Source organism: Catenulispora sp. GAS73 (genome assembly GCF_041262085.1).
Classification (GTDB): Bacteria; Actinomycetota; Actinomycetes; order Streptomycetales; family Catenulisporaceae; genus Catenulispora.
The window spans coordinates 1-25,503 of the sequence record NZ_JBGCCM010000014.1; the positions used below are offsets into that span (position 1 = coordinate 1).

At 71.3% G+C, this 25,503-nt stretch carries 20 protein-coding genes and 2 rRNA genes; 14 read left to right on the forward strand and 8 right to left on the reverse strand.

Features of this window, described 5'->3' with window-relative positions; genetic code table 11:
• Positions 1–82: ribosomal RNA gene (locus ABH935_RS21575) — 23S ribosomal RNA — on the forward strand; the annotation flags it as partial.
• Between the two features lie 120 nt (positions 83–202).
• Positions 203–319, forward strand: a 5S ribosomal RNA gene (gene rrf / locus ABH935_RS21580).
• 239 nt (positions 320–558) lie between these two features.
• On the opposite strand, the gene ABH935_RS21585 is transcribed toward rrf, so the two are convergent.
• From ABH935_RS21585 to ABH935_RS21605, 5 genes are all read right to left on the reverse strand, one after another.
• The gene (locus ABH935_RS21585) at positions 559–1,932 is read right to left on the reverse strand and encodes a DUF58 domain-containing protein (RefSeq protein WP_370379720.1); all 1,374 of its coding nucleotides are present in this window, start codon (positions 1,930–1,932) and stop codon (positions 559–561) included.
• A gap of 252 nt (positions 1,933–2,184) precedes the next feature.
• The gene (locus ABH935_RS21590) at positions 2,185–3,234 is read right to left on the reverse strand and encodes an AAA family ATPase (protein ID WP_370379721.1); all 1,050 of its coding nucleotides are present in this window, start codon (positions 3,232–3,234) and stop codon (positions 2,185–2,187) included.
• Positions 3,235–3,254: 20 nt separating this feature from the next.
• Positions 3,255–4,388 carry a DUF4350 domain-containing protein gene (locus ABH935_RS21595; RefSeq protein ID WP_370379722.1) on the reverse strand — a complete coding sequence of 378 codons (1,134 nt, stop codon included), beginning with the start codon at positions 4,386–4,388 and terminating at the stop codon, positions 3,255–3,257.
• Positions 4,385–5,134 (reverse strand): DUF4129 domain-containing protein, encoded by a 750-nt coding sequence (locus ABH935_RS21600; protein WP_370379723.1) that lies wholly within the window; start codon positions 5,132–5,134, stop codon positions 4,385–4,387. Before ABH935_RS21600 ends, ABH935_RS21595 begins: the two co-directional genes overlap by 4 nt.
• On the reverse strand, positions 5,131–6,231 hold the full coding sequence (locus tag ABH935_RS21605; RefSeq protein ID WP_370379724.1) for a hypothetical protein: 1,101 nt from the start codon (positions 6,229–6,231) through the stop codon (positions 5,131–5,133). Before ABH935_RS21605 ends, ABH935_RS21600 begins: the two co-directional genes overlap by 4 nt.
• A gap of 171 nt (positions 6,232–6,402) precedes the next feature.
• On the opposite strand from ABH935_RS21605, the gene mtrA reads away from it, so the two are divergent.
• From mtrA to ABH935_RS21640, 7 genes are all read left to right on the forward strand, one after another.
• Complete coding sequence (gene mtrA / locus ABH935_RS21610) at positions 6,403–7,080, forward strand: MtrAB system response regulator MtrA (protein WP_194894868.1); 678 nt, start codon at positions 6,403–6,405, stop codon at positions 7,078–7,080.
• 16 nt (positions 7,081–7,096) lie between these two features.
• Positions 7,097–8,953 (forward strand): MtrAB system histidine kinase MtrB, encoded by a 1,857-nt coding sequence (gene mtrB / locus ABH935_RS21615; protein ID WP_370379725.1) that lies wholly within the window; start codon positions 7,097–7,099, stop codon positions 8,951–8,953.
• The gene (locus tag ABH935_RS21620) at positions 8,953–11,145 is read left to right on the forward strand and encodes a hypothetical protein (protein ID WP_370379726.1); all 2,193 of its coding nucleotides are present in this window, start codon (positions 8,953–8,955) and stop codon (positions 11,143–11,145) included. Before mtrB ends, ABH935_RS21620 begins: the two co-directional genes overlap by 1 nt.
• 118 nt (positions 11,146–11,263) lie before the next feature.
• The gene (locus tag ABH935_RS21625) at positions 11,264–11,977 is read left to right on the forward strand and encodes a ComF family protein (RefSeq protein WP_370379727.1); all 714 of its coding nucleotides are present in this window, start codon (positions 11,264–11,266) and stop codon (positions 11,975–11,977) included.
• A gap of 544 nt (positions 11,978–12,521) precedes the next feature.
• Positions 12,522–13,238 (forward strand): ribosome hibernation-promoting factor, HPF/YfiA family, encoded by a 717-nt coding sequence (hpf, locus tag ABH935_RS21630; protein ID WP_370379728.1) that lies wholly within the window; start codon positions 12,522–12,524, stop codon positions 13,236–13,238.
• Between the two features lie 120 nt (positions 13,239–13,358).
• A complete protein-coding gene (locus ABH935_RS21635; RefSeq protein WP_370379729.1) occupies positions 13,359–14,072 on the forward strand; it encodes a response regulator in 714 nt (237 codons plus the stop codon).
• Positions 14,073–14,120: 48 nt separating this feature from the next.
• On the forward strand, positions 14,121–14,948 hold the full coding sequence (locus tag ABH935_RS21640) for a hypothetical protein (protein ID WP_370379730.1): 828 nt from the start codon (positions 14,121–14,123) through the stop codon (positions 14,946–14,948).
• 457 nt (positions 14,949–15,405) lie between these two features.
• On the opposite strand, the gene ABH935_RS21645 is transcribed toward ABH935_RS21640, so the two are convergent.
• Positions 15,406–16,602 (reverse strand): winged helix-turn-helix domain-containing protein, encoded by a 1,197-nt coding sequence (locus ABH935_RS21645; protein WP_370379731.1) that lies wholly within the window; start codon positions 16,600–16,602, stop codon positions 15,406–15,408.
• A 38-nt stretch (positions 16,603–16,640) separates the two neighbouring features.
• On the reverse strand, positions 16,641–17,270 hold the full coding sequence (locus ABH935_RS21650; RefSeq protein ID WP_370379732.1) for a GNAT family N-acetyltransferase: 630 nt from the start codon (positions 17,268–17,270) through the stop codon (positions 16,641–16,643).
• Between the two features lie 171 nt (positions 17,271–17,441).
• Here ABH935_RS21650 and secA point away from each other — a divergent pair, with 171 nt between their 5' ends.
• The gene (gene secA / locus ABH935_RS21655) at positions 17,442–20,228 is read left to right on the forward strand and encodes a preprotein translocase subunit SecA (protein WP_370379733.1); all 2,787 of its coding nucleotides are present in this window, start codon (positions 17,442–17,444) and stop codon (positions 20,226–20,228) included.
• A 209-nt stretch (positions 20,229–20,437) separates the two neighbouring features.
• Entirely contained in the window at positions 20,438–21,103 is a 666-nt protein-coding gene (locus ABH935_RS21660; protein WP_370379734.1) for an Rv3235 family protein, read from the forward strand.
• 36 nt (positions 21,104–21,139) lie between these two features.
• Here the strand turns inward: ABH935_RS21660 and ABH935_RS21665 are convergent, their stop codons facing one another.
• On the reverse strand, positions 21,140–22,954 hold the full coding sequence (locus ABH935_RS21665; protein WP_370379735.1) for a bifunctional lysylphosphatidylglycerol flippase/synthetase MprF: 1,815 nt from the start codon (positions 22,952–22,954) through the stop codon (positions 21,140–21,142).
• Positions 22,955–23,121: 167 nt separating this feature from the next.
• Between ABH935_RS21665 and ABH935_RS21670 the strand changes: the two genes are divergently transcribed.
• The 3 genes from ABH935_RS21670 (at position 23,122) to ABH935_RS21680 (ending at position 25,443) form a co-directional block, all read left to right on the forward strand.
• Complete coding sequence (locus tag ABH935_RS21670) at positions 23,122–24,117, forward strand: patatin-like phospholipase family protein (protein ID WP_370379736.1); 996 nt, start codon at positions 23,122–23,124, stop codon at positions 24,115–24,117.
• 65 nt (positions 24,118–24,182) lie between these two features.
• Positions 24,183–24,677: a hypothetical protein gene (locus ABH935_RS21675; RefSeq protein ID WP_370379737.1), complete on the forward strand. Its 495-nt coding sequence runs from the start codon at positions 24,183–24,185 to the stop codon at positions 24,675–24,677.
• A gap of 73 nt (positions 24,678–24,750) precedes the next feature.
• On the forward strand, positions 24,751–25,443 hold the full coding sequence (locus ABH935_RS21680) for an HAD family hydrolase (RefSeq protein ID WP_370379738.1): 693 nt from the start codon (positions 24,751–24,753) through the stop codon (positions 25,441–25,443).
• The last annotated feature ends 60 nt before the right edge of the window (positions 25,444–25,503 follow it).

Genomic DNA, 25,503 nt, shown 5'->3' on the forward strand with positions numbered 1-25,503 from the left:
GACCACCGGGTTGATAGGCCGGGCGTGGAAGCTCCGTGAGGGGTGTAGCGGACCGGTACTAATAGGCCGAGGGCTTGACCACAAAGCTGATTCTTTCAGCACGAGAGTTTCTTTGCTGCTCGCATCCACTGTTTAGATCTGAGACCCCTACCGGTCCCAGCACACGCGCAGGTGTGTGCTGGCCTGGTTTGTCTCGTAGTGTTACGGCCGCCATAGCGGTGGGGAAACGCCCGGTCCCATTCCGAACCCGGAAGCTAAGCCCGCCAGCGCCGATGGTACTGCCAGGGGGACCTGGTGGGAGAGTAGGACGCGGCCGAACTAAATTTCATGTAGACCCCCGATGGTTTTCCATCGGGGGTCTACTGCTTTTCCGGCACAGATGCTTTCCGGCAAACTCCGCGCTGGCACATTGCGAAGCGACAGCCGGCAAGCCTCTGCGTGAGACTCGGCCAAGGCACCCGCGCTGGCTCATCGCGCAACAGGCGCCGGTGATCCTCCTCGCGCGGCGCGGCTGCGTTGCCCCCAATATGCCTGCTGTCAGCCCCTCAGTCTTTCCCGCTACAGCCGCCCCGCTGCCTTCAGTGCCAGGTACGCGTCCGCCAGTGCCGGGGCGATGAGTGCGGGCGGCTGGTCGACCACCGTCACCCGGTGCTTGGCCAGCAAGTCCGCCACGTGGCGGCGTTCGGCGCGGGCGCGTTCCGCTGATGCCGCCTCGTATACCGCTGTGGCGTCGCCGCGGCCGTGGGCCATCTGCTCGATGCGGGGGTCGGCGACGGAGGCGACTACTACTTCGTGGCGGGCCGTGAGGCGGCCGATCACTGGGAGGAGGCCCTCTGCCATCGGGGCTGAGTCCAGGCTCGTCAGGAGGACGACCAGGGCGCGCTGGGAGGCGCGGTTCAGGATGGTGGTCACCAGGCCGCGGGCGTCGAGTTCGACCAGTTCCGGTTCCAGGACGGCCATGGCTTCGGTGACTCGGGCCAGGGTCTGGCTGGCGGCGGTGCGGGTGACGGCGGCGCGGACGTGGCGGTCGTAGGCCAGGAGGTCCACGCGGTCGCCGGCGCGGAGGGCCAGGGCTGTCAGGAGGAGTGCGGCGTCCAGGGCCGCGTCGAGGCGGACGCCGTCGGTGCCCAGTTCCTCGGTGCCGATGCGGCCCGCGGCGGTGCGGCCGGTGTCCAGGACGATCAGGATCGCGCGGTCGCGCTCCGGGCGCCAGGTGCGGACCACGACGTCGTAGTGGTCGCCGATGTGGCGGCGGGCGGTGGCGCGCCAGTCGATGGAGCGGACGTCGTCGCCGGCCGTGTAGTCGCGCAGCGAGTCGAACTCCGTGCCCTGCCCGCGCACCAGTAGTGAGGTGCGGCCGTCGAGCTCGCGCAGGCGCGCCAGGCGCGAGGGGAGATGCCGCCGTGACAGGAACGGCGGTAGGACCCGCACGCGCCAGGGGCTGCGCATCGTGCGCTGCCGCGCCGCCAGGCCGAGGGGGCCGAAGGAGCGGACGCTGACGTGCTCGGCCTGCCGGTCGCCGCGCCGGGTCGGCACCAGGACCGACTCGATCCGCCGACGCTCGCCGGCCGGGATCGTGACCGCGTGGCGGGGCTGCACGATGGTCGGATCGGCCAGCCGGTTCGCCGACCGCGCGACGCCCCGCAACCCTGCCGACGGCGGCCACGCGTCGCGGATCAGGGCCCGCACCCGCCGCCCCGAAGGGTTGGTGACGACCAGCTGCACCCGGGCCGTGGTGCCGAGCCGCACGGTGGTGTCGCCACCGCGCTCGAACTGAAGCGTCCGCACAGGGCCGGCCAACGCGACGTCGACGACGACCCCGACCGCCACGACAGCCGCCACCACCGCGATCCCCACCCACGACGGCAGCACGACGCCCACGAACACCGCGCCGAGTGCCGCGAGAGCGCCGGCACGCCAGGTCAGGGCCATGAGAGTGCCCCTGGTGAGAGGACGTCAGCGGCCGCGACCTCACGGATCGCGGCTCGTTCGCAGGCGGCCGCCATGTCGGCCGCGGCCGCGCCCGCGCGCCCAAAAGTAAAGCCGCATCGGTGTTGGGTACCCATTGCGAATCGCGCCTTGGAGCCAGGCGCGCATGAGTACTCCGCCTCCGCCAAGCATCTGCACAGCACTACGCGCACGTATTGCTGCTCCGCCGCGCCCACCATCGCCATCACCCGCCGCCTACCGAGGCACCGGAACCGCACCGAGCACCGCGTCCAGCACCCCGTCGGCCGTCCCGCCCTCCATCTCCGCCTCGGCGCGCAGCCGCACCCGGTGCCGCAGCGTCGGCTTCGCCAGCGCCTGTACGTCGTCCGGCGTCACGTAGCCGCGCCCCGCGAGCCAGGCCCACGAGCGCGCCGTGTTCAGCAGTGCTGTGGCGCCGCGCGGCGAGACGCCCAGCGACAGCGACGGCGACACGCGCGTGGCGCGGGCCAGGTCGGCGATGTAGCCCAGCACGTCGCGGCTGACCGTCACCTTTCGGGCCGCGGCCCGGGCCGCAGCCAGGTCCGCGCGGCCGGCCACCGGCCGGACGCCGGCCGCGTCCAGGTCGCGCGGGTCGAAGCCGTTGGCGTGCCGGTCCAGGATGCCGATCTCCTCGTCACGGCCGGGGAGCGGCAGCACCAGTTTCAACAGGAAGCGGTCCAGCTGTGCCTCCGGGAGCGGGTACGTGCCCTCGAACTCGACCGGGTTCTGCGTCGCGGCCACGAGGAACACCTCGGGGAGCGGTCGCGGTCGACCGTCGACGGTGACCTGCCGCTCCTCCATCGCTTCCAGCAGCGAGGCCTGCGTCTTCGGGGGAGTGCGGTTGATCTCGTCGGCGAGCAGCAGGTTCGTGAAGACCGGGCCCTCGCGGAACGAGAACTCCGCGGTCCGGCTGTCGAACACCGCCGACCCCGTCACGTCCCCCGGCATCAGGTCCGGGGTGAACTGCACGCGCTTGGAGTCCAGCGCCAGCGCCGCCGCCAGCGAGCGCACGAGCAGCGTCTTCGCGACGCCCGGCACGCCCTCCAGCAGCACGTGCCCGCCCGACAGCAGCGCGATGACCAGTCCGGTGACCGCCGAGTCCTGGCCGACCACGGCCTTGGCGACCTCGGTGCGCACCGCCAAGAGCGCCGTGCGGGCGGCCTCGGGGTTGACGGAACCCGACACGGATTCTGATGCCGAGGTTTGTCCGAAGCCTCCGAACCCCCCGAAACCTCCCAGGCCGGATGCCGGGTCCTGCTGCGTCATCTCGCTCTCCTGTCCCTCGTTCACAGCCGCCCGACCTCGGCTTCCAGCCGGTCCAGCGCCGAAGCCAATCCCACCAGCCCCGCGTCGTCCGCGGGTACCGCCCCCGCCAGCACCGCCAGCGTCGCCCCGGCCTCGGGCCCGCCGCGCGCCGCGATCGCCGCCGCGATGTCGCCCACCGCGGCCGCGCGCGGCAGCCCCAGCCGCGCGGCCAGCCGCGAGCGTGTCGCCTCGCGCAGCGCCCCGGTGGCCCGGTCGGTCACCTTGCCACGTTCGTACAGCCGCGCGCGGCCCTCGACCGTCTCGGCCGCGCGCACCGCCACCGGCATCCGCTCGGCGACGACCGGACCCAGCCGCCGGGCCTGCCACAGCGCCAGCAGCGCGATCGCCAGCACCATCGTCAGGGCGCCCCAGCGCCAGCCGGCCGGCAGCACCGCCGTGAAGCTCTTCTGTCCCGACGCCGTCGCGCCCGGGTCCGCGCCGTCCGGCAGGTACCACACGACCGTCGGGTGCTTGCCGAGGAGCCGCAGCGCCAGGGCCGCGTTGCCGTGGTCGGCGAGGCGGTCGTTGCGGAACGGCGTGCGGCTGCCGACCAGCACCGTGTCGTTCGACGACGGCCCGGCCGCGGTGGCCAGCGCGTACCCGCCGGGCACCGCATAGCACCCGCTCGTCAGGCCGCTGAAAACCTCGGCGTCGCCGATGTCGGCGTTCCCGGCCGCCGTCGCGTCGGCGTCCGGGCACCCCGGATCGACCAGCCCCGAGCCCTCGGGCGGCGTGTCCACCCGGGCCGTCTGCGTGGTCAGCAGGCGCGCCGACTCCGGATCCGGCTGCACCACCACCAGCCGCGCCACCGGTGTCGAGGCCAGCGTGTCGATCTGGAGCAGGGTCAGCAGTCCCGGATCGGTGACGAGCAGCGTCGCGTCGCCCTGCGCGCCCTGGACCGCGGCCAGCGCGTCGGCGGTGGTCCGGGCCGGTGTGACCGTGACGCCGCGGTCGCGCAGCAGGGAGGCCAGAGCCCGGCCGCCGTCGGGGGACGCGGAGTCCGGATCGAGTGTCCCGCCGCCGTTCCCGCCGCTGACGATCGCGGTGACCAGGGCCCCGAGTAGCAGGACGGCGAGCGCGGCCACCGGCCAGCGCCACGCCCGCAGCGTCGTCATCGCGGCTCCGACGGGTCCCGGCGGCCGGCCGGGGTCTCAGAGAGCTGCGGCAGGTCGCCGGCCAGGGGCGCCCCGGCCGCGCTGCTGACGCGCACCCGCGCCGCCGCGACCGCGTCGTCGACGGCCACCAGCCGCTGGTAGTCGTCGGGCCCGGCCGCGCTCTGGCCGTACCAGATGTCGTCGAAGACCCGCGCCGCGGCGAGCAGCGCCGGCGCCTGGTCCGGCAGCAGCGCCCCGGCTTCGCGCGCCGCCACGTCGGCGGTCCGTCCCGGCCTCGGATCGAGGACCGCCCGCTCTTCCAGCGCCGCGATGACCGCCCGCAGCCGGGCCCGCACGGCCTCGGCCCAGCGTCCGCCGGCCGCGTGCTCCTCGGCCGTGCGCCGGTAGCCGGCCGCGTCCATCGGGGCGGCCTCGTCGAACAGCGCCTGGTCGGCCGTGACCCGCCGCCGCATCGGCCCGTAGCGCCGCCGGATCACCACCACGGCCACCACCAGCAGTACCAGGACGACCAGCACGGCGGCCCAGCCCTGGCCTCCGCCCCCGCCCGAGCCGGTGCCGAAGATCTTGTCCCATAGGATGCCGATCTCGTGGCCGAGCCAGTCCAGGGCGCGCTTGGTGAGCGTGGGCCGGGCGTGCGCGTAGACCGGTTTGGCCAGCTCGTCAGCGGCCGCGCGGTGTGCCTCGTCGCGGCCGACAGTGATCGGTACGCCGGGCGGTGGCGTGACCGGGGCCCCCGGATCGGTCACGCGGCCGGGCCGTTCCCCGGCTCCGGGCCGCCGCCGGGCGCCGTGCCGACCGCCCCCGCACCGGCCGCCGTGCCTGCCGCGCCCGCCGAGCCGTCCCGCCGAGCCCGCGCGCTCATCGCCAGCTGGATGTCCAACCCCTCGCGCCGCATCCGCCGGTCCACGTACTGCAGCGCCATCACCGACGCGGCGAACGGCGACACCACCGCCTGGATCCCCGCCGAGAACAACGCCCCGAGGAACACGTACATCAGCGAGACATGGTGTCCGGAATACGTCCCGTCCCCGTTGTCGCTCACCGGGCTCAGGTTCGAGCCCACGACCACCTGCTGCACCACCGAGAACACCAAGGCGACCATCTCGGCCACCAGCAGCCCCAGCAGCGAGACTCCCAGCACCCGCCACCAGCCGCCCTTGACCAGCGTCGAGGACCGCTTCAGCGCACGCCGCACCGGCTGATCCTCCAGGACCAGCGCGGCCGCGGCCAGCGACCACGCCACCCACCGGTTGACGGCCAGCGCCGCCGCGCCGCCGAGCCCGAGCAGCAGCACCAGGGCCGCGGCCGGGCTCCCGGCGGCGGCCAGCAGCAGGCCGGGGAGCATCCCCAGGGCCAGCACCCCGAACAGGACGATGAAGATCACCAGCGAGAGCCCGAGCAGCCGGGGCAGCCGCGGCCGGGTCTGCGCCCAGACCTCGCCCAGCGTCACCGGCCGGCCCAATACCGCCCGCGCCACCGCGGTGGTCAGCAGCCCGACCAGCAGCGAGACGATCAGCGCGTTCAGCAGCACGCCGGGCCGCAGCAGCGCCAGGTCGTTGATCCCGGTGCCGCTGCCGAGCGTGGTGTTGCCGTTGACCAGTCCGGCCAGGAAGTGCAGATAGAGATAGTCCAGCGGGATCGCCACCGCCTGCCCGAGCGCGACCACCAGGGCCGACAGCCCGAGTATGACGCCGGGATAGGTGCGCATGGCGGTCACGGCGCCGTCGAGGATTTCCCCGGCTTGCAAAGGGCGCAGCGGGACGACTCCCCGGCCGAGGCCGGCCGGCGTGTACGCCGTACCAGGGTCGCCGACAGGCGCGTTCACTCCGGTGAGTTGGCTCATGGGCTGCGTGGACGCTTCTTCCTCGGGCGCGGACCGGCTCTCTGCCGGGAGTGTGCACCCCAGCATGCAGGGAGCCGTGAGGACGGCGCCACCCCCGCACCAACACCCGTGATCCTTCCCAGTGGCACCGGGGATTCACCAAAAGCAGAAAGTAATGCGACGATAGTCCGCATGAAAGGTCGTGTCCTCATCGTCGACGATGACATAGCCCTGTCCGAGATGCTGGGCATCGCCCTGCGCGGCGAGGGCTTCGAGACCACGTCCGTCGCCGACGGTGACCGGGCACTGCAGGTCTTCCGTGATTTCAAGCCGGACCTGGTCCTGCTTGACCTGATGTTGCCCGGACGCGACGGAATCGACGTGTGCCGCCTGATCCGCGGCGAGTCCGGGGTCCCGATCATCATGCTCACCGCCAAGAGCGACACGGTCGACGTGGTGGTCGGCCTGGAGTCCGGGGCCGACGACTATGTGATCAAGCCGTTCAAGGTCAAGGAGCTGGTGGCCCGGGTGCGCGCCCGGCTGCGCCGCGCCGACGAGCCCAAGCCCGAGACCCTGGCCATCGGCGACCTGTCGATCGACGTGGCCGGCCACTCGGTCAAGCGCGACGGCCGGCAGATCCCGCTCACCCCGCTGGAGTTCGACCTGCTGGTCGCGCTGGCCCGCAAGCCCTGGCAGGTGTTCACCCGCGAGGTGCTGCTGGAGCAGGTCTGGGGCTACCGGCACGCCGCGGACACCCGGCTGGTGAACGTGCACGTCCAGCGGCTGCGCAGCAAGATCGAGGTCGACCCGGAGAACCCGGAGATCGTGGTCACCGTGCGCGGGGTGGGTTACAAAGCCGGTCCGGCTTAACGGCACGGGGAAGTAGATGCGGGTCTCGAAGTTCACCGGCGGTGCCCGGCGTTTCGGCCGCGCCGTCCTGGAACTGCCCGGGACCTGGCGCGGCTCGCTGCAGTTGCGCGTGGTGTCGCTCACCCTGCTGCTGTCGATCGTCATCGCCTTCGTGCTGGGCTGGATGCTGAACAACAAGATCCGCGACGGTCTGGTGCAGGCCAAGGAGAGCTCGTCGCTGGCCATGGCCAGCAGCGGCTTCAGCGAGGCGGGCGCCTCGATCACGGCCGCCGCCGAGACCATCCGGCAGAACAATCCGAACGCCGCCGTCGGTGCCAACGCGTCCAACAACCTGCAGTACGCCGCGTGGGTCAACAGCCTGTTCGCTATCGTCGGGAACCTGTGCAGCGGCGCCAACAGCGACACCTACCAGGTGGTGCTGATATCGTCGGTGCCCAATTTCCCGGTCGCCGGCTACACCTGCGGCGGGATCCAGCACCAGAGCATCCAGCAGGCGCTCAAGGACAAACTGCAGGTCTACGGCTCCCCGGACGGTTTCCAGGTCCAGTACCAGACCACCGAACTCGAGTACGGTCCGCAGACCGCCGGCGGCGGGATCGTCGAGCTCGCCTCCACGCCGGGTGACGCCGGTACCGGCCCCGCCGTGGCCGGCCACAAGACCCCGGGCCTGCTGTACGGCGCCTCGTTCCCGTTGGGCGAGCTGGGTACGGTCCAGCTGTACTACGCATTCCCCTTCACCACCGAGAGCGACGCGCTCAACTTCGACAACGAGATGATCGTGATCGCCGGCGCGGTGCTGGTGCTGGCCCTGGCCGGGGTCGCCTGGTTCGTCACGCGCCTGGTGGTGACCCCGGTCCGGCAGGCCGCCGGGATCGCCGAACGGCTCGCCGACGGCAAGTTCGACGAGCGGATGCGGGTGCGCGGCGAGGACGACCTGGCCCGGCTGGCCACCTCCTTCAACACCATGGCCGGCAACCTGCAGCGGCAGATCCGCAAGCTGGAGGAGCTCTCGCGGGTCCAGCGCCGGTTCGTCTCCGACGTCTCGCACGAGCTGCGCACGCCGCTGACCACGGTCCGGATGGCCGCCGACGTCCTGCACGACGCCCGCGACGACTTCTCCGGCCCGACCGCGCGCTCGGCCGAACTGCTGCAGACCCAGCTGGACCGGTTCGAGGAGCTGCTCGGCGACCTGCTGGAGATCAGCCGGTTCGACGCCGGGGCCGCGGTACTGGACGCCGAGCCGGTGGACCTGCGCCAGCTGGCGCGCCGGGTGGTCGACAGCAGCCAGGTGCTGGCCGAGCGCAAGGGCTCGGACGTCCGGATCGTGGCGCCGGACCGGCCCTGCGTGGCCGAGATCGACCCGCGGCGCATCGAGCGGATCCTGCGCAACCTGGTGGTCAACGCCATCGAGCACAGCGAGGGCCGGCCGGTGCTGGTCAAGATCGCCGCCTCCGCCGAGGCGGTCGCGGTCGCGGTGCGCGACTACGGTGTCGGCCTGAAGCCCGGCGAGTCCTCCCTGGTGTTCGGGCGCTTCTGGCGGGCCGACCCCGCGCGCGCCCGGACCACCGGCGGCACGGGACTGGGCCTGGCGATCTCGCTGGAGGACGCGCACCTGCACCACGGCTGGCTGCAGGCCTGGGGCGAGCCCGGCGGCGGCTCGCAGTTCCGGCTGACGCTGCCCTGCACCGCCGGCATGGAGCTGGTGCGCTCGCCGATCCCGCTGGAGCCGGACGACTCGCGCCACCACAAACGCCAGGCCGAGGCCGCGCGCCTGGCCGCCGAGGGCGCCGCGACCGCGCCGCCGCGGCACACCGGCGGCCCGGACCTGACCGGGCTCACCGGCCGCGGTACCGACCGGGTGGGGGAGCGCTGATGGCCGCCGGGACGCCGCCGTCCGCCCCGCGACCGGGAGACGCCGTGGATTACCGGACCACGCGGGACCCGGACCCGGGTTCGCGCCCGGACGAGCCGACGCAGCCCGGCCGGGTGGCGGCGCACCGGGCCTGTCGATGGGCGGCCGCGCTGCTCGCCCTGGTTACCCTCGCGGGCGCCGCGGCCTGCGCCGGGCCGCCCTCCAAGGGCGACGTCCGCAGCGCCCCGCTGAATCAGAGCCGCAACAACGTGGCCATCCTGGCCAACGAACCGACGCCCTCGATGCCGCCGGGGCTGCTGGTGACCAGCTTCCTGCAGGCGCTGACCGGCGACCAGGAGGATCCGAGCTTCAGCGTCGCCCAGGAGTTCCTGACTCCCGAGGCCCGCAGCAAGTGGATCCCCGCCGGCTCCACCTGGACCGGCACGACCAAGATCGTGGGATACGAGGTCTCGGTCCCGGACGCCCCGCAGACCGCGAACCACTCCGCGCACCCGGCCGAGGGGGCCGGGGCCGCCACCGCGCCGCAGGCCGCCGCGCCGACGCCGGTCGGTGCGGAGCAGACGATCAGCGTGAGCGGTGCCCAGGTGGCCCAGATCGACCCGTACGGCTTCTTCCAGTTCCAGACCGGGCCCGTCATCCAGCAGTTCACGCTGAAGTACCTGGGCGCGTCGGTCGGGTGGCGGATCGCCACGCCCCCGGACTTCCGGATGATCCATCCGGATTCTTTCAAGCGCGCCTACCAGGAGTACCAGTCACCGCTGGCGGTCTACCTGCCCTCGCACGGCTCCGCGGCCCCGGTGACGGACCAGGTCTACCTGACCCAGGACTCCGGCAAGGTCGACTACACCTACGACGCACTGGCCCGTGCCGTGCTGCACGGCCGGCTCAGCTCGCAGGACACCGGCCTGACGCTGGCCCGTCCGGTGACCGTGGACTCCAACGGCCTGGCCCGCGTGACCCTGCAGACCCCGCCGCCCGGCCGGGCGGGCCTGGTCACCGACGTGCAGCTGGCCCTGACCAGGACCTTCCGGGACGCCTCGGAGAACCAGCAACTGCTCTCCTCGACAGCGCTGAGCCAGGTGCTCGTCGACTACCCGGGCTGCACTTCGTGCAATCCGAACAGCGTCGCCCCGGACGGCTCGACGACCCCGCCGGTGTACTGGGTGTGTCCCCAGACGCAGGGCGACTCGAACGCCGCGATCGTCGACCGGCCACAGCTGTCAGGGGGCGCCGACGCACCCGCCGTCTGCCCGGCGAACGGTGCGAAGGTCCCGTCCCTGGTCCCGTTGACCGGCATCCAGTTGGAGAAGGACACGCCGATCGCGGTGAAGCAGACCTCCGACTCCTCCGACGCCAAGTCGCCGCAGTCCATGACCTTCGTGGCCGCGGTCGAGCACAGCGGCGCGGTGGTCGTCCTCGACGACAAGAACAACGCCCAGCAGGTCTGGTACCGCGCGAAATCCGCGAACGGCGTGACCGACCTGGAGTGGGATCCGACGGACGGCTCGCTGTGGGTGGTCGACAACAAGAACCTCTACCGGGTTCAGGACCCCGTGGCCCCGGGGTCGGGCGACGGCACGCCCCAGCAGATCCCGATCCCGATACCCGACCAGCAGGTGGTCCGTTTCAAGCCCTCTCCGGACGGTCTGCGCGCGGTCGTGGTGAGCGGCCCGAGCACCACCGATCCCTCGGGCGCGGCCGGTCCGCAGACGGCCACGATGGTGTTTATCGCGCGCACCGGCGGCAGTGTCGCCCTGACCGGCCTCGACGGGTCGCCCTCTGGGGCGTTCTCGCTGGTCCAGGCCCTCACAACGGATGCGGAGGCGTCGCACGACGGTCTGCAGCACGACGTCCTGCAGACCGTCACCGACGCCGCCTGGGCCGACGGCCGCACCGTGGTGCTGCTCGGGTTGCAGCAGGCCGGGTCGAGCACGCCGAAGCTCTACAGGCTGTACCTGGACGGTTCGCAGGACTCGACGATCATGGCTCCCGAGGACGCCCAGACCGCCGCCAGGCACATCGCCGCGGTGACCGGGATGATCGGCGGGCACGCCTCGCTGTGGACGTTCAGCGACGCCCCCGGGCCCACGGATTCGAACACCACGTATTCGTACTTCAAGCGCAGCAGTGGTGCGGACAGCTTCCAGGAGTCGGGCTGGAGTCCGGTCGCGGCGACGGCGACGGCCGGCTGAGTCACGGCGGCCGGCGGAGTCACGACAGAGGGCTGACCGCCGAGGCCGGCTGGCGCGGGTAACCGGGCATAGCGGATAATTCCGCCACGTTCCGACCACAGCGCGACCCGGGGGTCCGATGCCGCTCGTCCGCCCGCTCTGGGCCGCTCTGCTCGATCTGGCAGCCGAGCGTGACTGCGGCGGCTGCGGGCGTCCGCAGCCCTCCGGAGAGCCACTGTGCCCCGCCTGCGACGGCCTGCTGGCCGAGGGCGGGCCGTGGCGCACGCTGGCGGCCGTGCCCGGCACCCCGCGCACGCACGCGGTGGCCCGCTACGAGGACCCGGTTCGGACGATGCTCATCGGGTACAAGGAGCGCGGCCGTGTCGATCTGCGGCGCGCGCTGGGCCGGGCGCTCGCGCGGGCCGTCGCGCAGACGCTCGACACCGCGCTCGACACGGCGGGTGCCGCGGGCTGCGCGTCGGTGGCGCTGGTTCCCATGCCCTCTCGCCGCAAAGCCGTCCGCGACCGTGGCCAGGACACCACTGCGCGCCTGGCCAGGACCGCGGCGCGGGCCCTGAGCGAGGTCGGGCTTCCGGTGCGTGCCGTGGCCGCGCTCCGGCATGCTCGCGCCGTCGAGGACCAGGCAGGGCTGTCGCGTGAGCAGCGTCAGGCGAATCTGGCGGGAGCCCTGCGGGCCCGCCGTCCGGCGGCGGTCGCCACTTCCAGTGTGGTGCTCGTCGACGACATCAGCACCAGCGGCGCCAGCCTCGCGGAGGCGTCCCGCGCGCTGCGGGAGGCCGGCGTGCCGGTCCTCGGCGCGGCCACGATCGCCGCCGCGCGGGTCCGCTCGTAAGAGGTGCCCGACCGCCGTCTCACTTTGTGAACTACCGAGGAATCGGCACGAAACCGCACACAAACCCCGGTCGAACACCGTTCCGATCACTCGAACGGTCCAACGCCGCCTCCGGCCCCTTCCGCCGAGCGCGATCCGGGGCTAGTTTTCAGCCATAGGCACCCGCGCACGAGACAGTGAGCAGGCACGATGCGCACCAGCACGCACATAATCAGCCGCCTGTAGCAGGCGGCCGGCCGGTTCCGACGGCTTGATCCCTCTTCCCCGACACCTCGCGAGAACTCGCGTCGCAGCCGTACCCCCGGCGACTCCCGCCGGAACCCGTATCGGCTGTGACTTCCTCCACTCAGGAAACCGGGCACCAAGGGGACCCGGCGTACGTTAGAGATCTACAAGTCAATACAGATCTACAAGTCAATACAGACTCAACGTCAGAGCAGTCCCCGATCACTTCGCGGAGGCGCCGCTGGATTCACTCTCATTCGACGCCGAAGCCGAGCCCTTGAGCCCGGCACAGATCTGAACGCGAGATTGGAGAACGCGCGTGGACATCGTCGTCAAGAGCCGCCACCACGAGGTGACCGACAGGTTCCGTCGGCACGTCATGGAGAAGCTGGCCAAGGTTGAGGAGATGGATGGCAAGGCCATCAGCCTCACCGTCGTCCTCGGCGAGGAGAAGAACCCCCGCCAGGCCGAGAGCAAGGACCGGATCGAGCTGACGCTGGACTGCCCCCGGGCCCCCGTGATCCGGGCCGAGGCCTGTGCCGGCGACCCGTATTCAGCGCTCGACATGGCCGCAGCCAAGCTTCAGGCGCAGCTCCGCAGGGCCAAGGACCGCAAGAAGATCCACCGCAACCGCAAGGCGATCGCGGACTCCATCAAGCACCTCCCGCCGATGGCGGACCTGCCACCGGGCACGGAACCGTTGCTGACGGCGGACGGCGCGGTCAGCGACAACCCCGAGGTGGACCTCCAGCCCTACGGCATCCCCGGCCCCACGCACGACGACGGTCCCATGGTGGTCCGCGAGAAGACGCACTCCGCGGCCCCGATGACGCTCGACCAGGCGCTGTACGAGATGGAACTCGTCGGCCACGACTTCTACCTCTACGTGGACAAGGACTCCGGCCTGCCGGCGGTCGTCTACCGGCGACGCGCCTACGACTACGGAGTGATCCGCCTGGAGCCCGGGGAGGAGCATGCCGAGCCGATGATCAACGGTTCGTCGCCCTCCGACCGGATGGCCAGTTCCCGCCGTTGAGCCCCTCCGAACGCGGCTGACGCGCAGCCGGCAGAGCTCTGATCTCAAAGGACTCCTTCGCGGGGCCGGGCGCACCCGGCCCCGCGAAGGAGCGAGGTTCAACGATCACCCAGATGGGTAATGTCACTTGTCCTTCTGAGGTGTCATCATGGAGCTGTGTCGGAAGCCATAAGAGTCCTCATAGCCGACGACCACACGTTGCTGCGCCGAGGCCTGGCCGTCGTCCTGGACACCGAGGACGACATCGAGGTGGTGGGCGAGGCGTCGGACGGCGCGGAAGCGCTGCACAAGGCTGAGGAACTCGCCCCGGACGTGGTGATCCTGGACGTCCGCATGCCCGACACCGACGGTCTGACGGCGTGCGCGGCGATCAAACGCTCGGTCCCGGGCGCCAAGGTCATCATGCTGACCTCCAGCGACGAGGAGACCGACCTCTACGAGGCGGTGAAGTCCGGGGCCTCGGGCTACCTGCTCAAAAGCGTGCTGCCGCACACCATCCCGGACGCGCTGCGCGCCGTCCAGCGCGGCGAGTCGCAGGTCAGCCCCTCGATGGCGGCCAAGCTGATGACCGGTTTCGCGGCCCTGGCCCGCGGTGCGGACGCCGCCCCCGCGGCCGATCCGGTCGCCCCGGCGCCCAAGCTCACCGACCGCGAGATGGAAGTGCTCAAGCTGGTGGCCACCGGACGCAACAACCGGGAGATCGCCAAGGAGTTGTTCATCACCGAGAACACGGTGAAGAACCACGTCCGCAACATCCTTGAGAAGCTGAACCTGCATTCGCGCATGGAAGCCGTGGTGTACGCCGTGCGGGAGAAACTGCTGGAGATCACCTAGCCTTCGCTGCTTGACATAGCAAGACGCCACCCGCGTAGGTTCGTGACCATGGACATATCCGTGACGTTGAGAGACGCCGCGGACGGCGGGGTGATAGCGCGCACGACGGTGCCGTCGGAGAACCTTCCCCCGGCGTTCGACGGCACGCAGATGCTGGAAGCAGCCGGACAGGTCTGGCGGGTGGCCCGCGCCGAGCCGGCCTTCCGCGAGGAGTACGAGCTGATCGGCGAGCTGGAGCTGACCCTGCGCCGGGTCGAGCAGGAGCCGCGGGTCGAGATGCTGCCGGCCCGCGACATCCACTTCAGCATGTCCAGCATCAGCGACCGCCTGCCGGACATCGCCGGACCGCTCGACGGCCGCACGGTACTGCTGGTGAAGGACGACCTGTGGCGCGACGTGGAGCTGATCGGCCCGGCCGGCGCGACCGCCGTCGAGGAGAACCTCCTGGCCATCCGCCGCATCCAGGACGAATTCCGCTCCGGCCCCGGCTTCACCGAGATCCACCTGCGCACCACCCCCGCCGAACCCCTGGCCGGCGTCACACTCACCGTCGAGGACCTGGCGGCGGGCCTGGGCACCACCACGCACTTCGTCCGCCCGGTAGCGATCGAGGGCCGCGGCGTGGTGCACGGCGGCTACGCCCTGACCGTCGCCGACGGCGTGCACGTCTACGGCCAGGTCGACCCGGCGAGCCGCGTGACCGTGGCCGGCGTGCACCGCACCGGCATCGCGGGCACCGAGGTCGCCGCCGCCTTCGGCGCCCTGCTGCGCGAGCGCGGCCTGGAACTGGTCGACTGGCGCGGCGGCCTGCGAACCGACGACGCCGAGATCCTGGCCGGCTGGTTCGGGACGCCCCCGCAGCCGCTGTGGCGGTAGGGGAGCGCGATCGCGGTTTCGGGTGCCGCCGCTCTGTTGAGGACAATCGAGGGCAATCGCCGGGGCTGTCATCGTGGGTTGATTGCTCGCCTGCCGCCGCACCAGGCCTTCAAAGCCGTCGGCCGCTGGGATTTTGGCCGCGAGCAGACTGATCCTGCTGCGCTGCCACCGCCGCACCGGGCCCTCAATGCTGTCGGCCGCTGGGATTTTGCTCCCGAGCCCACTGGTCCTGCTGCGCTGCCGCCGCCGCGCCGAGCCCACAATGCCGCCGGCGATGTGGTTTTACTTGCGAGCGGACTGATCGCGATGTGCGGCTGCGCGTAGCCTGCCACCGTGCCGCCGCACGGTTTTTGCTCGCGAGCCGACTGGTCCTGCTGCGCTGCACCGAGCCCTCAATGCCGCCGGCAATATGGTTTTTGCTCGCGAGCTGACCGATCCCGATTATCTGCCGCAGCCCTCAGCCCAGCGCCGCCCGCAAAGCCCCCGCCGCATCCGCTGGCGTCACCTGCTCCACCGCCACCGCGTCGCACCCGACCCACCCCGCGGCCTCCCGCAGCGCGTCGGCCATCGGCTGCGCCGCCCCGGCCGTGTCCAGCGAGACCTTCCGCGCGACCAGCGTCTTGCCTTCGCGCTTGGGGTCCACGCGGCCGAGGAGCTTGCCGCCGGCCAGCAGTGGCATCGCGAAATAGCCGTGCACCCGCTTCGCGGCCGGTGTGTAGGCCTCGATCCGGTGCACCATGCCGAAGACGCGCTCCATCCGGTCGCGTTCCCAGATCAGCGAGTCGAAGGGGGACAGCAGGGTCGTGCGGTGCCTGCCGCGCGGGCCGCCGGCGGCCAGCAGGTCCAGCGCCGCGGGGTCGGCCCAGGCCGGCTGGATCCAGCCGCGCACGCTCACCGGCACCAGGCCGGTCTGGTCCATCAGGGGCCTGGCGTCAGGGATCTTCAAGCGGTAGTAATCCGCGATATCGCCTATCGTGCCGACGCCAAGTCGCCGCCCGGCCTGCGCCAGCAGCTGGACGTGCGACTCCTCGCGCGTCGGTTCCGGGGCGTCCAAGACAGCCTTCGGCAGCGCCCGCTCGGGCAGGTCGTAGACCCGCCGCCAGCCGCGCCGTTCCACGCACACCACGTCCCCGGTCGCCAGCATCTTCTCGACCGCGACCTTGGCTTCCGACCAGTCCCACCACTCCGCGCTCTTGCGCGCGCCGCCGAAGTCCGAGGTCATACACGGCCCCTCGTCCCGCAGCTTGCCCAGCACCAGCGCCTCGGCCTCGCCGGAGGTCGGCAGGCCCCAGCCGCCGCTGGCCCGGTCGCGGTAGGCCGCGCGGCGGTAGGCGAAAGTCGGCCACTGCTCGACCGGCAGGATGCAGGCCGCGTGCGCCCAGTACTCGAAGGTCGAGGCCCCGTGCGGCTCGTGGTTCCAGTACGCCTTCTCGATTCCGTCGCGCCCGATCGCGCCGAGCCGCGCGTACGGCACCAGCTCGTGCGAGCGTGCCAGCACGCTGATGGTGTCCAGCTGCACCGCCCCGAGGTCGCGCAGCACACCCGCCGCGCCGGCCCGCCGGTCCGGCACGCCGATCAGCCCTTGCGCGTGCAGGGCAAGGCGGCGGGCCTCGGCGGCGGACAGTTCGGTGCGCGGTGCGGGTGCGGATGTCACATCCGTCACGCTAGCCGTCGGCACCGACAGCTTTTCCGCTACCGCAGCTCTCCGGGCAGGATGTCGGCCAGCCACATGTCCCGCACCGCCCCGTTGTGCGTGTGCGAGGAGCGCTGCCGTCCGACCATCGTGAAGCCGACCTTCTCGATCACCCTGCGTGAGGGCGTGTTGCCGTCGAAGGCCTGCCAGACGACACGCCCGAGCCCCACGTCCTCGAACGCCCAGCGCACGACCTCCCGAACGGCCTCCGTGATGTACCCGCGCCCGCGCGTGTCCGGATTGGCCCAGTACCCGACCTCCGCCGTCCGCACCCCGCGCCCCGCGGCCAACGTGGTGATCCCGGCCAGCCCGACCGATCCGGCGATCTGCCCGGTGTCCTTCACGAACGCCCCGAACGTCGCCTCGTCCCCGGATCGGAACCCTTTCGGGGCGTGTTCCCGCACGAACCACTCCGCGTCTTTCATCCGATACGGCGACGGTACGGTGGTCCACCGCTGGACTTCGGGATCCTGGCAGATCGCGAAGATCGCCGGGATGTCGTCCTCGCGCCACGGCCGCAACACCAGCCGCCGGGTCACCAAAGGGCCCTGGGGCAGCGGCGGAGCGCCCAGCAACCGGTCCGGCACGGGAACCGGTTCGAGGCGCTCGTGCGTTTGCCGTATGTCCATCGCTCCACCGTAGGCGAGCCGGATCGGCGGTCTCCAGGGAATATGCCGATGATCATTCCGCCGCGCTCTTCCCTTGGAGCGCGGGCCGTCGCATAACATGTTGGAAAAGGCGGGGCATACGCCTGCCTGCCCGAGCCCGTAATCGAGGAGTTGTCTGCCGTGGCGCGTCTGATGGACAGGGTCTTGAGGGCCGGCGAGGGGAAGATCCTGCGCCGCCTGGAGGCCATCGCCGACCTCGTCGAGGAGATCGAGGACGATTACGTCCAGATGAGCGACGCCGAGCTGCGTGCTCAGACTGACGAGTTCCGGGCGCGCCTGGAAGACGGCGAGACCCTCGACGACCTGATGCCGGAGGCCTTCGCGGTGGTCCGCGAGGCGGCCAAGCGCACCCTCGGCCAGCGGCACTACAAGGTGCAGCTGATGGGCGGCGCCGCCCTGCACCTGGGCAACATCGCCGAGATGCGCACCGGCGAGGGCAAGACCCTGGTCGGCACCCTGCCGGCGTACCTCAACGCGCTGGCCGGCGAGGGCGTGCACATCGTCACCACCAACGACTACCTGGCCGAGCGCGACTCGTCCTGGATGGGCCGGGTGCACCGGTTCCTGGGCCTGCAGGTCGGCGTGATCCTGGCGAACATGACGCCGGCCGAGCGCCGCGAGCAGTACAACTGCGACATCACCTACGGCACCAACAACGAGTTCGGGTTCGACTACCTGCGCGACAACATGGCCTGGTCGCGCGACGAGATGGTGCAGCGCGGCCACTTCTTCGCCTGTGTCGACGAGGTCGACTCGATCCTCATCGACGAGGCCCGGACCCCGCTGATCATCTCCGGTCCCGCGGACCAGGCCACCAAGTGGTACACCGACTTCTCCAAGATCGTCGACCGGCTGGCCCCGGACGTCGACTACGAGGTCGACGAGAAGAAGCGCACCGTCGGCATCCTGGAGCGCGGCGTGGAGCGGGTCGAGGACCTGCTCGGCATCGACAACCTCTACGAGTCCGTGAACACCCCCCTGGTCGGCTACCTGAACAACGCCATCAAGGCCAAGGAGCTGTTCAAGAAGGACAAGGACTACGTCGTGATGAACGGCGAAGTCATGATCGTCGACGAGCACACCGGCCGCATCCTGGCCGGCCGCCGCTACAACGAGGGCATGCACCAGGCCATCGAGGCCAAGGAGAACGTCGAGATCAAGGACGAGAACCAGACGCTCGCCACGATCACGCTGCAGAACTACTTCCGGCTCTACGACAAGCTCGCCGGCATGACCGGTACCGCGATGACCGAGGCCGCGGAGTTCCAGCAGATCTACAAGCTGGGCGTGGTGCCGATCCCGACGAACAGGCCGCTGATCCGCATGGACCAGCAGGACCTGATCTACGTCTCGGAGGAGGCGAAGTTCGAGGCGGTCGTCGAGGACATCGCCGAGCGCAGCGCCCTCGGCCAGCCGATCCTGGTCGGCACCACCTCGGTGGAGAAGTCCGAGCGCCTGTCGCAGATGCTGCGCAAGCGCGGTGTCCCGCACGAGGTCCTGAACGCCAAGTACCACGACCGGGAGGCGGCGATCGTCGCCCAGGCCGGGCGCAAGGGCGCGGTCACGGTGGCCACCAACATGGCCGGCCGAGGCACCGACATCCAGCTCGGCGGCAACCCCGAGGACCTGGCGAACGCCGAGCTCCAGCAGCGCGGCCTGGACCCGGAGCTGACCCAGGAGGAGTGGGTGGCGGCGCTGCCGGACGCGCTGGAGAAGGCCAAGCGCAAGGTGAAGGCCGAGCACGACGAGGTCCAGGACCTCGGCGGCCTGTACGTGCTGGGCACCGAGCGCCACGAGTCCCGCCGCATCGACAACCAGCTGCGCGGTCGCGCCGGCCGCCAGGGCGACCCCGGCGAGACCCGGTTCTACCTCTCGCTCGGCGACGACCTGATGCGCATGTTCAAGGCCGGCATGGTCGAGCGCGTGCTGGCGATGGCGAACGTGCCCAAGGACGTGCCGATCGAGCACAAGATGGTCACCCGCGCGATCGCCAGCGCCCAGACCCAGATCGAGCAGCAGAACTTCGAGATCCGCAAGAACGTCCTGAAGTACGACGAGGTCCTCAACCGCCAGCGCCTGGTGGTCTACGAAGAGCGCCGCAAGGTGCTGGACGGCGCGGACCTGGAGGACCAGGTCCGGCTGATGATGGACGACACCATCGCCGGCTACGTGGACGCCGCCACCTCCGAGGGCTACGCCGAGGAGTGGGACCTGGGCAAGCTGTGGACCGCGCTGGAGACCCTGTACCCGATCTCGGTGTCGATCGAGGAGATCGAAGACGCCGCCGGCGGCCAGGACAAGGTCACCCGCGAGGTCCTGACCGAGGAGCTGACCGCGGACATCCGCAGCGGCTACGACGCCCGCGAGGCCCAGCTCGGCGAGCAGATCACCCGCGAGCTGGAGCGCCGTGTCGTGCTCTCGGTCCTGGACCGGAAGTGGCGCGAGCACCTCTACGAGATGGACTACCTGCAGGAGGGCATCGGCCTGCGCGCGATGGCCCAGCGCGACCCGCTGGTCGAGTACCAGCGCGAGGGCTACGCGATGTTCCAGGCGATGATGGACGCCATCAAGGAGGAGTCCGTCGGCTACCTGTTCAACCTCAAGGTCGAGGTCGAGGCGGTGAACCAGGACCCGGAGGCGCAGGCCCAGGCCGCCGCCACCGCGAACGCCCTGGCGGCCGGCCAGAACGGGGTCCAGGACGCCATCCCGGGCACCCCGCACCTGCACGCCAAGGGCCTGGAGGCGCCCCGCCGCCCGGACCACCTGAGCTACACGGCCCCCACGGTCGACGGCGAGGGCGGCGTCCTGCAGCGCGAGGTCTCCTTCGCCGCGGAGTACCCCGACCCCGACGCGGCCCCCGAGCCGGTCGAGGACGACACCCCGCGCCGCCGCTCCTCGGGCAAGCGCAAGAAGCGCTGAGGTAATAGGGCTGGGCCGAACGGCTGACTTCCTTGGGGAAGTCAGCCGTTTCGCATGCCCCTGTGATCTGCTGGAGCCTCATTTCCCGGGTACAGGGCCGGGCAGAGGGGAGGCGGTCTGACGTGACGCCGGTGCGGGTCGGGGTCGGAACACGGTGGCGTCGCGATAACAGGCCAGACTTTCCGGGCATCGCGGTGTGGGTGGACGCGGTGGCCGAGGTGGAGATCGACGCCGAGGCTTTCGGGTTCGGGTTCGGCGAGGGGGCTGTCCGTCGCGAGGCGGTCTCGGAGGAGCCAGAGGACTGCGATCCCGTGCCGTGGGCGGTGGACGCCTGGTCGACGGACTATGGCAAGGTCTGGCGGCCACTCGCAGGGAGCGGACGCGAGCCGCGTCCGGGGCTGCTGTTGTCGGTGGTGCGGGCAGGTGTGGTGGTGGCTTGTCCGACCCCGCTGCCGGATCCGCCGACCGGCGCGTTGGCGCGTGCGCTGGCGCGAGTTGAGCGTCCCGAGCGTCCCGAGCGGCGTCCCGAGGTGCTGGCAGTGGATGTCGAGCCACCGCCACCGCCTCGGCGCATGCCGTCGCAGAAGGCGTACACCGAAGTCAGGGCCCTGGTGGGCATGGTGGTCGAGGTCTTGGTCGGCCGCCGCACCGCCACTCACGCGGCCCGCTGGACCGATGCCGAAGTCCGCGGCAAGCTCCGCACTCCCCGCTACGCCCGCACCACCACGCTCAAATCAGTCCGGCTCTCCGAGAGCGGCGCCGGCGTCGAAGCACTCGCGCTTCTTCGCGACGGCGCACGCACACGTGCGGTGGCGCTGCGCTTCGACCGCGATGAAGACTCTCGCTGGCGCTGCACCGCGCTTCAAACAGGCTGACATCTAGCAGCAGCCTTAGCTGGTTGGTCTGGTGCCCTACCCGACATGCCGCCGCACCGGCCCCCCGACAGCATCCTCATCCCCGATGCCATCCTCCCGCACGCCGTCCCCACTCTCCGTCGCCGGCGTTCCATGCCCCCGCGCGAGCTTCTCCGCCGACGCCACCCGCCGCCGGTCCAGCGGCAGTGAGAACTCCATCGCCAGCGCCGCGGCGGCCAGCCAGCCGACCTCGCCCCAGGAGCGGAACACCACCGAGCGCGACTGCCAGCCGGGGCGGAACTTGGCGTTGAAGCGGTACAGGCTCTCCAGCATGATCCAGGGGTCCAGCAGGTGGATCGCGTGGTACGCCGCGCTCTGCAGCGGCGTGCGGCGGCTCCCCGCGTCCATGATCGGGCGGAAGGCCGCGAAGTTCAGTGAGATCTCGTCGATCCCGCGCTCGCGGGCCCAGGCCACCAGGTCCACGATCAGCCGCTCGTTCACGCCGTTCGGGCTCTGCGGGTCGCGCGGCATCACGTCCAGCGACAGCGCCGTGGGGCCGGCGGCCCGGTCGGCGCCGACCGGGTGGTAGCGCTGGAAGCCGACCGCGCGCCCGTCGGCGCCGTACGCCACGATCAGCAGCGCGTCCGGGTGCCGGGCCGAGGTGATGGCGTCCAGGTTCATCGCGAAACCGTGCTCGGCGTGCCCCTTCAGCCAGCGCTGGTGGATGCCGAGCAGCTGGTCGGCCTCCTCCCCGTCGAGCGCCGTCTCCCGCAGCACGCGCGTGGTGATCCCGGCCTTGTGCGTCCGGCGCACCGCCTGCCGCACGTTCCGGATCGACCGCCCCTCCAGCGAGAACCCGGCCACGTCCAGCATGACCTCGTCCCCGATCCCGATGGCGCGCCGCACGCCGTGCGCCTGCCACAGGGGCAGCAGTTCCTCGCGTCCGCCCACCACCGCGGGCCGCCATCCCCGGCGCCGGCACAGTGCCAGGAACTCGACGACAGCCGCCTCCCGCGCGTCCGCCGCGCCGAACGGATCGCCGCCCACGACGGCGGTGCCCAGGAACACCCGGTACCCGATCGCGGCCCGGCCGTCCGGGGAGAACACGTAGGACTTGTCATGGCGCAGCGCGAACGGCGCCAGCGTGTCGGAGTCCGGATGCTGCACCAGGCGCCGCACCCGGTCGCGCTCGGCGTCCGTCCCCGGAAGCGGAGCCCGGGCCGGCGCCAGCAGGCACGTCAGCACCAGCAGCAGCGTCACCCCGCCGAGCAGCGACAGCCCGTGCAGGAACCACGACCGCCCCTCGATCGTCATCGGCCCGGAGTTCGCCGTCAACCCGTCGAACAGCTCGCGCCCCAGCCCGACCGGGGTGAGTGAGGAGCTCAGCCGGCCCCGCTGTAGGAAGATCCCGCCGCCGCCGACCACGACCGCGACGATGCCGAGCCCGAGAAGGATGTGAAGCGCTGTACGCAGCCGCGCGGTATCGGGCACTGCGGTGAACCGATGCCGTGCTCCCCATAGAGCCCACGCGAAGGCCGCCATCGGCAGCAGCCGCCACGGCTGGTCCCAGGTGATCAGCGACATCGCCGTCGACCACACCACTGCGGCAGAAGTCAGATAAAGCGCCATGAGACGCCGCACGTATAGGCCGCGTCCCAAGAGTAGGAGTGCCAGGCCTATGTGCACGGCATGGCCGCCGTTGGGTACCGCACCGACGATCACGATGACGGTTCTGGTGAGCCATGACGGTGGGCTGGAAGCCGCCGCGTACCCGAACAGCGTCGCCGCTGCGGCGAGGACGAGTGCGGCGAAGGGCCACACCGTCAGCCGATCCTCAGGGACCGACGTCTCACTTCCATCCCGGTCAGCCATGGGCACTACCTCCCGCGACACACGAACATCCCCCGCGTGTCACGTTATTCCCGTTAGTAACCCCTGTGTATGCGACTTTCGGCGCCTCTATTAGCGGGTCCCGTGCCGCCTGCACCGTTACAGTCGAGGGAACGGATCACCGGCTCACCGGCGACGGGAGAGAAGCGATGGCTTCCACGGCAGTGCGGCGCGGCCTGGTCCTGGGCGGCGGGGGCATGCTCGGCGCGGCCTGGATGGTCGGGTCGCTGACGGTGCTCAGCGAGGCGATCGACTGGGATCCGCGCGAGGCCGAGATGATCGTCGGGACGTCCGCCGGCGCCGTCATGGCCGCACTGATCGGCGCCGGCGCCAGCCCCGAGGACCTGCACGAGCACCAGCTCACCGGCCGGATCGACCAGGGCCCGCTCAGCGGTGTGGAGTTCGACTACGCCACCGCGGCCGGCGGCGCGCATCCGGAGCGTCCCAAGCTGCGCCTGGGCTCCGGCCCTCTGCTGGCCCGCACCGCGCGCCACCCCCGCTCCGTGCCCCCGACCGCGGTCATGGCCGCCGCGCTGCCGCCCGGCCGGGGCTCCCTCGGCGGCGTCGGCGACCTCGTCGAGGCGCTGCCCCGGACCGCCGACGGCTGGTCGCCGCACAAGGCGTTGCGGGTCGTCGCGCTGGACTTCACCACCGGCGAGCGCGTGACCTTCGGCAGCCCCCGGGCGCCGCACACCACGCTGGCCGAGGCCGTGACCGCCTCCTGCGCGATCCCGGGCTGGTTCGCCCCGATCATCATCGACGGGCGTCGCTACGTGGACGGCGGCATGTGGTCCGCGACCAACGTGGACGTGGCAGCGAAGCAGAGCTTCCAGGAGATCGGCGAGGCGCCGCTCGACGAGCTCTATGTCCTGGCGCCGATGGCGGTGCGCGGCTTCAACGGCCCGCCGCACAGCGTCATGGAGCGTGTGGCGCGCCGCTATAGAAGGGCCGTGACACGGCGGATGCTGGTGGAGGCGCAGAAGGTCCGCGCGGACGGCACCAAGGTCATCGTCTTCTGCCCGACCGCGGACGACTTCGAGGCCATCGGCCTGAACGTGATGGACGGCGACCGCCGCCCGCAGGTCCTGGAGACCGCGATGCGCACCACCCGCGAGCAGATCGACGCCCAGCGCACCCTCCCGTAGAACTTCGCTATAGCGCTCCACGGCGCGGCGCACTCCACCGCACGGCAGGAGGGGATAATGGCGCAATGCGCGTCTACCTTCCCGCGACCCTGTCAGTGCTCGCCGAGCTCCACAAGACGGGTCGTGTCACCCCCGCGCCGCTGACGGCGTACGCGGTCACCCCCGCGCTGCGCGAGTGGTACACCGAAGGGGACAGCGAGGAGTTGGAGTACGCTGCCCTGACCGACGCCGCGCGCGCCTCCCTGCGCCTGCTGGTCGAGGCCCCGGAGGCCCCCCGCCGCCGCGTGGTGGTCGCCGCCGAAGTCCCCGACGCGCACGCCCAGCCGGTCCTGGACGGCGCCGAACCCGGCCTGGTCCGCGTCAACACCGAGATCCCCCTGTCCTGGGTGGCATCCCTCCACGTCGACGACCCCGGCGTCATCGACGAGGTGGCCCTGGCCGTCGTGCTCCTCGGCGCCGCCGAAGCCGGCGACGAGGACGCCTCGTTCACGGTGGACGGCATCGACGACCACGAGCTGCTGTGGTACGCCACCCAGGAGCTCCCGGACCTGCTCGGCTAGGCCGGGGGGTCGTTAACAAAAGCGTCACCCACAGGCACCAAAACCTCTTGCCGCCCGCCGATAGCCTGTCCAGGTGATCGTGCCGATGAATCGTGAGCCGCTGCACCTCGTCTGGGACTGGAACGGCACCGTCCTGAACGACTTCGAGATCATCCTGCGCTCCACGAACGACTCGTTCAGCGACCATGGGCTGCCGCCGATAACGGCCGATCAGTACCGCACGCAGATCAAGATGCCGATCCGCTCCTTCTACGCCGACATCCTCGGCCATGAGCCCGAGGACGAGGAGTGGGAGGCGCTGGACGCGACCTTCCACAAGTACTACGTCGCCTACGAGCGGGAGGCGCGGCTCTCCGACGGCCTGCCCGACCTGTTCCGGGAGTGGTCCGGGCGCGGGCATTCGCAGTCGCTGCTGTCGATGTACCACGACGACAAGCTGGTCCCGGTGGTCCGGCACCACGGTATCGACCGGTACTTCGACCTGGTGCAGGGCACCACGCCGCCGCGGCCGGCGCGCAAGGGGCTGCACCTGCGGGACCACCTGGCGCGTCTGGGCGTGGATCCGGCGCGGGTGGTGCTCATCGGCGACTCGCCCGACGACGCGGCGGCCGCCGCCAGCGTCGGCGCGCACGCGATCCTCTACTCCGGCGGGTTCGCCGCCGGGCAGTCGCTGCGGGCCACCGGGGCGCCGATCGCGGACAGCCTGACCGCCGCCGTGGCGCTGATCGACGAGGTCGTGGCCGAGGCGGCGGCCGGCGAGGGCTGAGCCGGTACGTCGATCGGCGCAGTGGTGTGGCGCGCCGTTCCCGGTCGCGGTGGGATGCGG

Bases quoted from the DNA above. Each gene is read 5' to 3' on its own strand.
- ABH935_RS21595 (WP_370379722.1), bottom strand. From the start codon at position 4,388: ATGACGACGCTGCGGGCGTGGCGCTGGCCGGTGGCCGCGCTCGCCGTC.
- ABH935_RS21620 (WP_370379726.1), top strand. From the start codon at position 8,953: ATGGCCGCCGGGACGCCGCCGTCCGCCCCGCGACCGGGAGACGCCGTG.
- mtrA (WP_194894868.1), top strand. From the start codon at position 6,403: ATGAAAGGTCGTGTCCTCATCGTCGACGATGACATAGCCCTGTCCGAG.
- ABH935_RS21590 (WP_370379721.1), bottom strand. From the start codon at position 3,234: ATGACGCAGCAGGACCCGGCATCCGGCCTGGGAGGTTTCGGGGGGTTC.
- ABH935_RS21585 (WP_370379720.1), bottom strand. From the start codon at position 1,932: ATGGCCCTGACCTGGCGTGCCGGCGCTCTCGCGGCACTCGGCGCGGTG.
- ABH935_RS21665 (WP_370379735.1), bottom strand. From the start codon at position 22,954: ATGGCTGACCGGGATGGAAGTGAGACGTCGGTCCCTGAGGATCGGCTG.
- ABH935_RS21640 (WP_370379730.1), top strand. From the start codon at position 14,121: ATGGACATATCCGTGACGTTGAGAGACGCCGCGGACGGCGGGGTGATA.
- ABH935_RS21670 (WP_370379736.1), top strand. From the start codon at position 23,122: ATGGCTTCCACGGCAGTGCGGCGCGGCCTGGTCCTGGGCGGCGGGGGC.
- secA (WP_370379733.1), top strand. From the start codon at position 17,442: ATGGACAGGGTCTTGAGGGCCGGCGAGGGGAAGATCCTGCGCCGCCTG.
- ABH935_RS21625 (WP_370379727.1), top strand. From the start codon at position 11,264: ATGCCGCTCGTCCGCCCGCTCTGGGCCGCTCTGCTCGATCTGGCAGCC.
- ABH935_RS21675 (WP_370379737.1), top strand. From the start codon at position 24,183: ATGCGCGTCTACCTTCCCGCGACCCTGTCAGTGCTCGCCGAGCTCCAC.
- ABH935_RS21650 (WP_370379732.1), bottom strand. From the start codon at position 17,270: ATGGACATACGGCAAACGCACGAGCGCCTCGAACCGGTTCCCGTGCCG.
- mtrB (WP_370379725.1), top strand. From the start codon at position 7,097: ATGCGGGTCTCGAAGTTCACCGGCGGTGCCCGGCGTTTCGGCCGCGCC.
- ABH935_RS21605 (WP_370379724.1), bottom strand. From the start codon at position 6,231: ATGAGCCAACTCACCGGAGTGAACGCGCCTGTCGGCGACCCTGGTACG.
- ABH935_RS21635 (WP_370379729.1), top strand. From the start codon at position 13,359: ATGTCACTTGTCCTTCTGAGGTGTCATCATGGAGCTGTGTCGGAAGCC.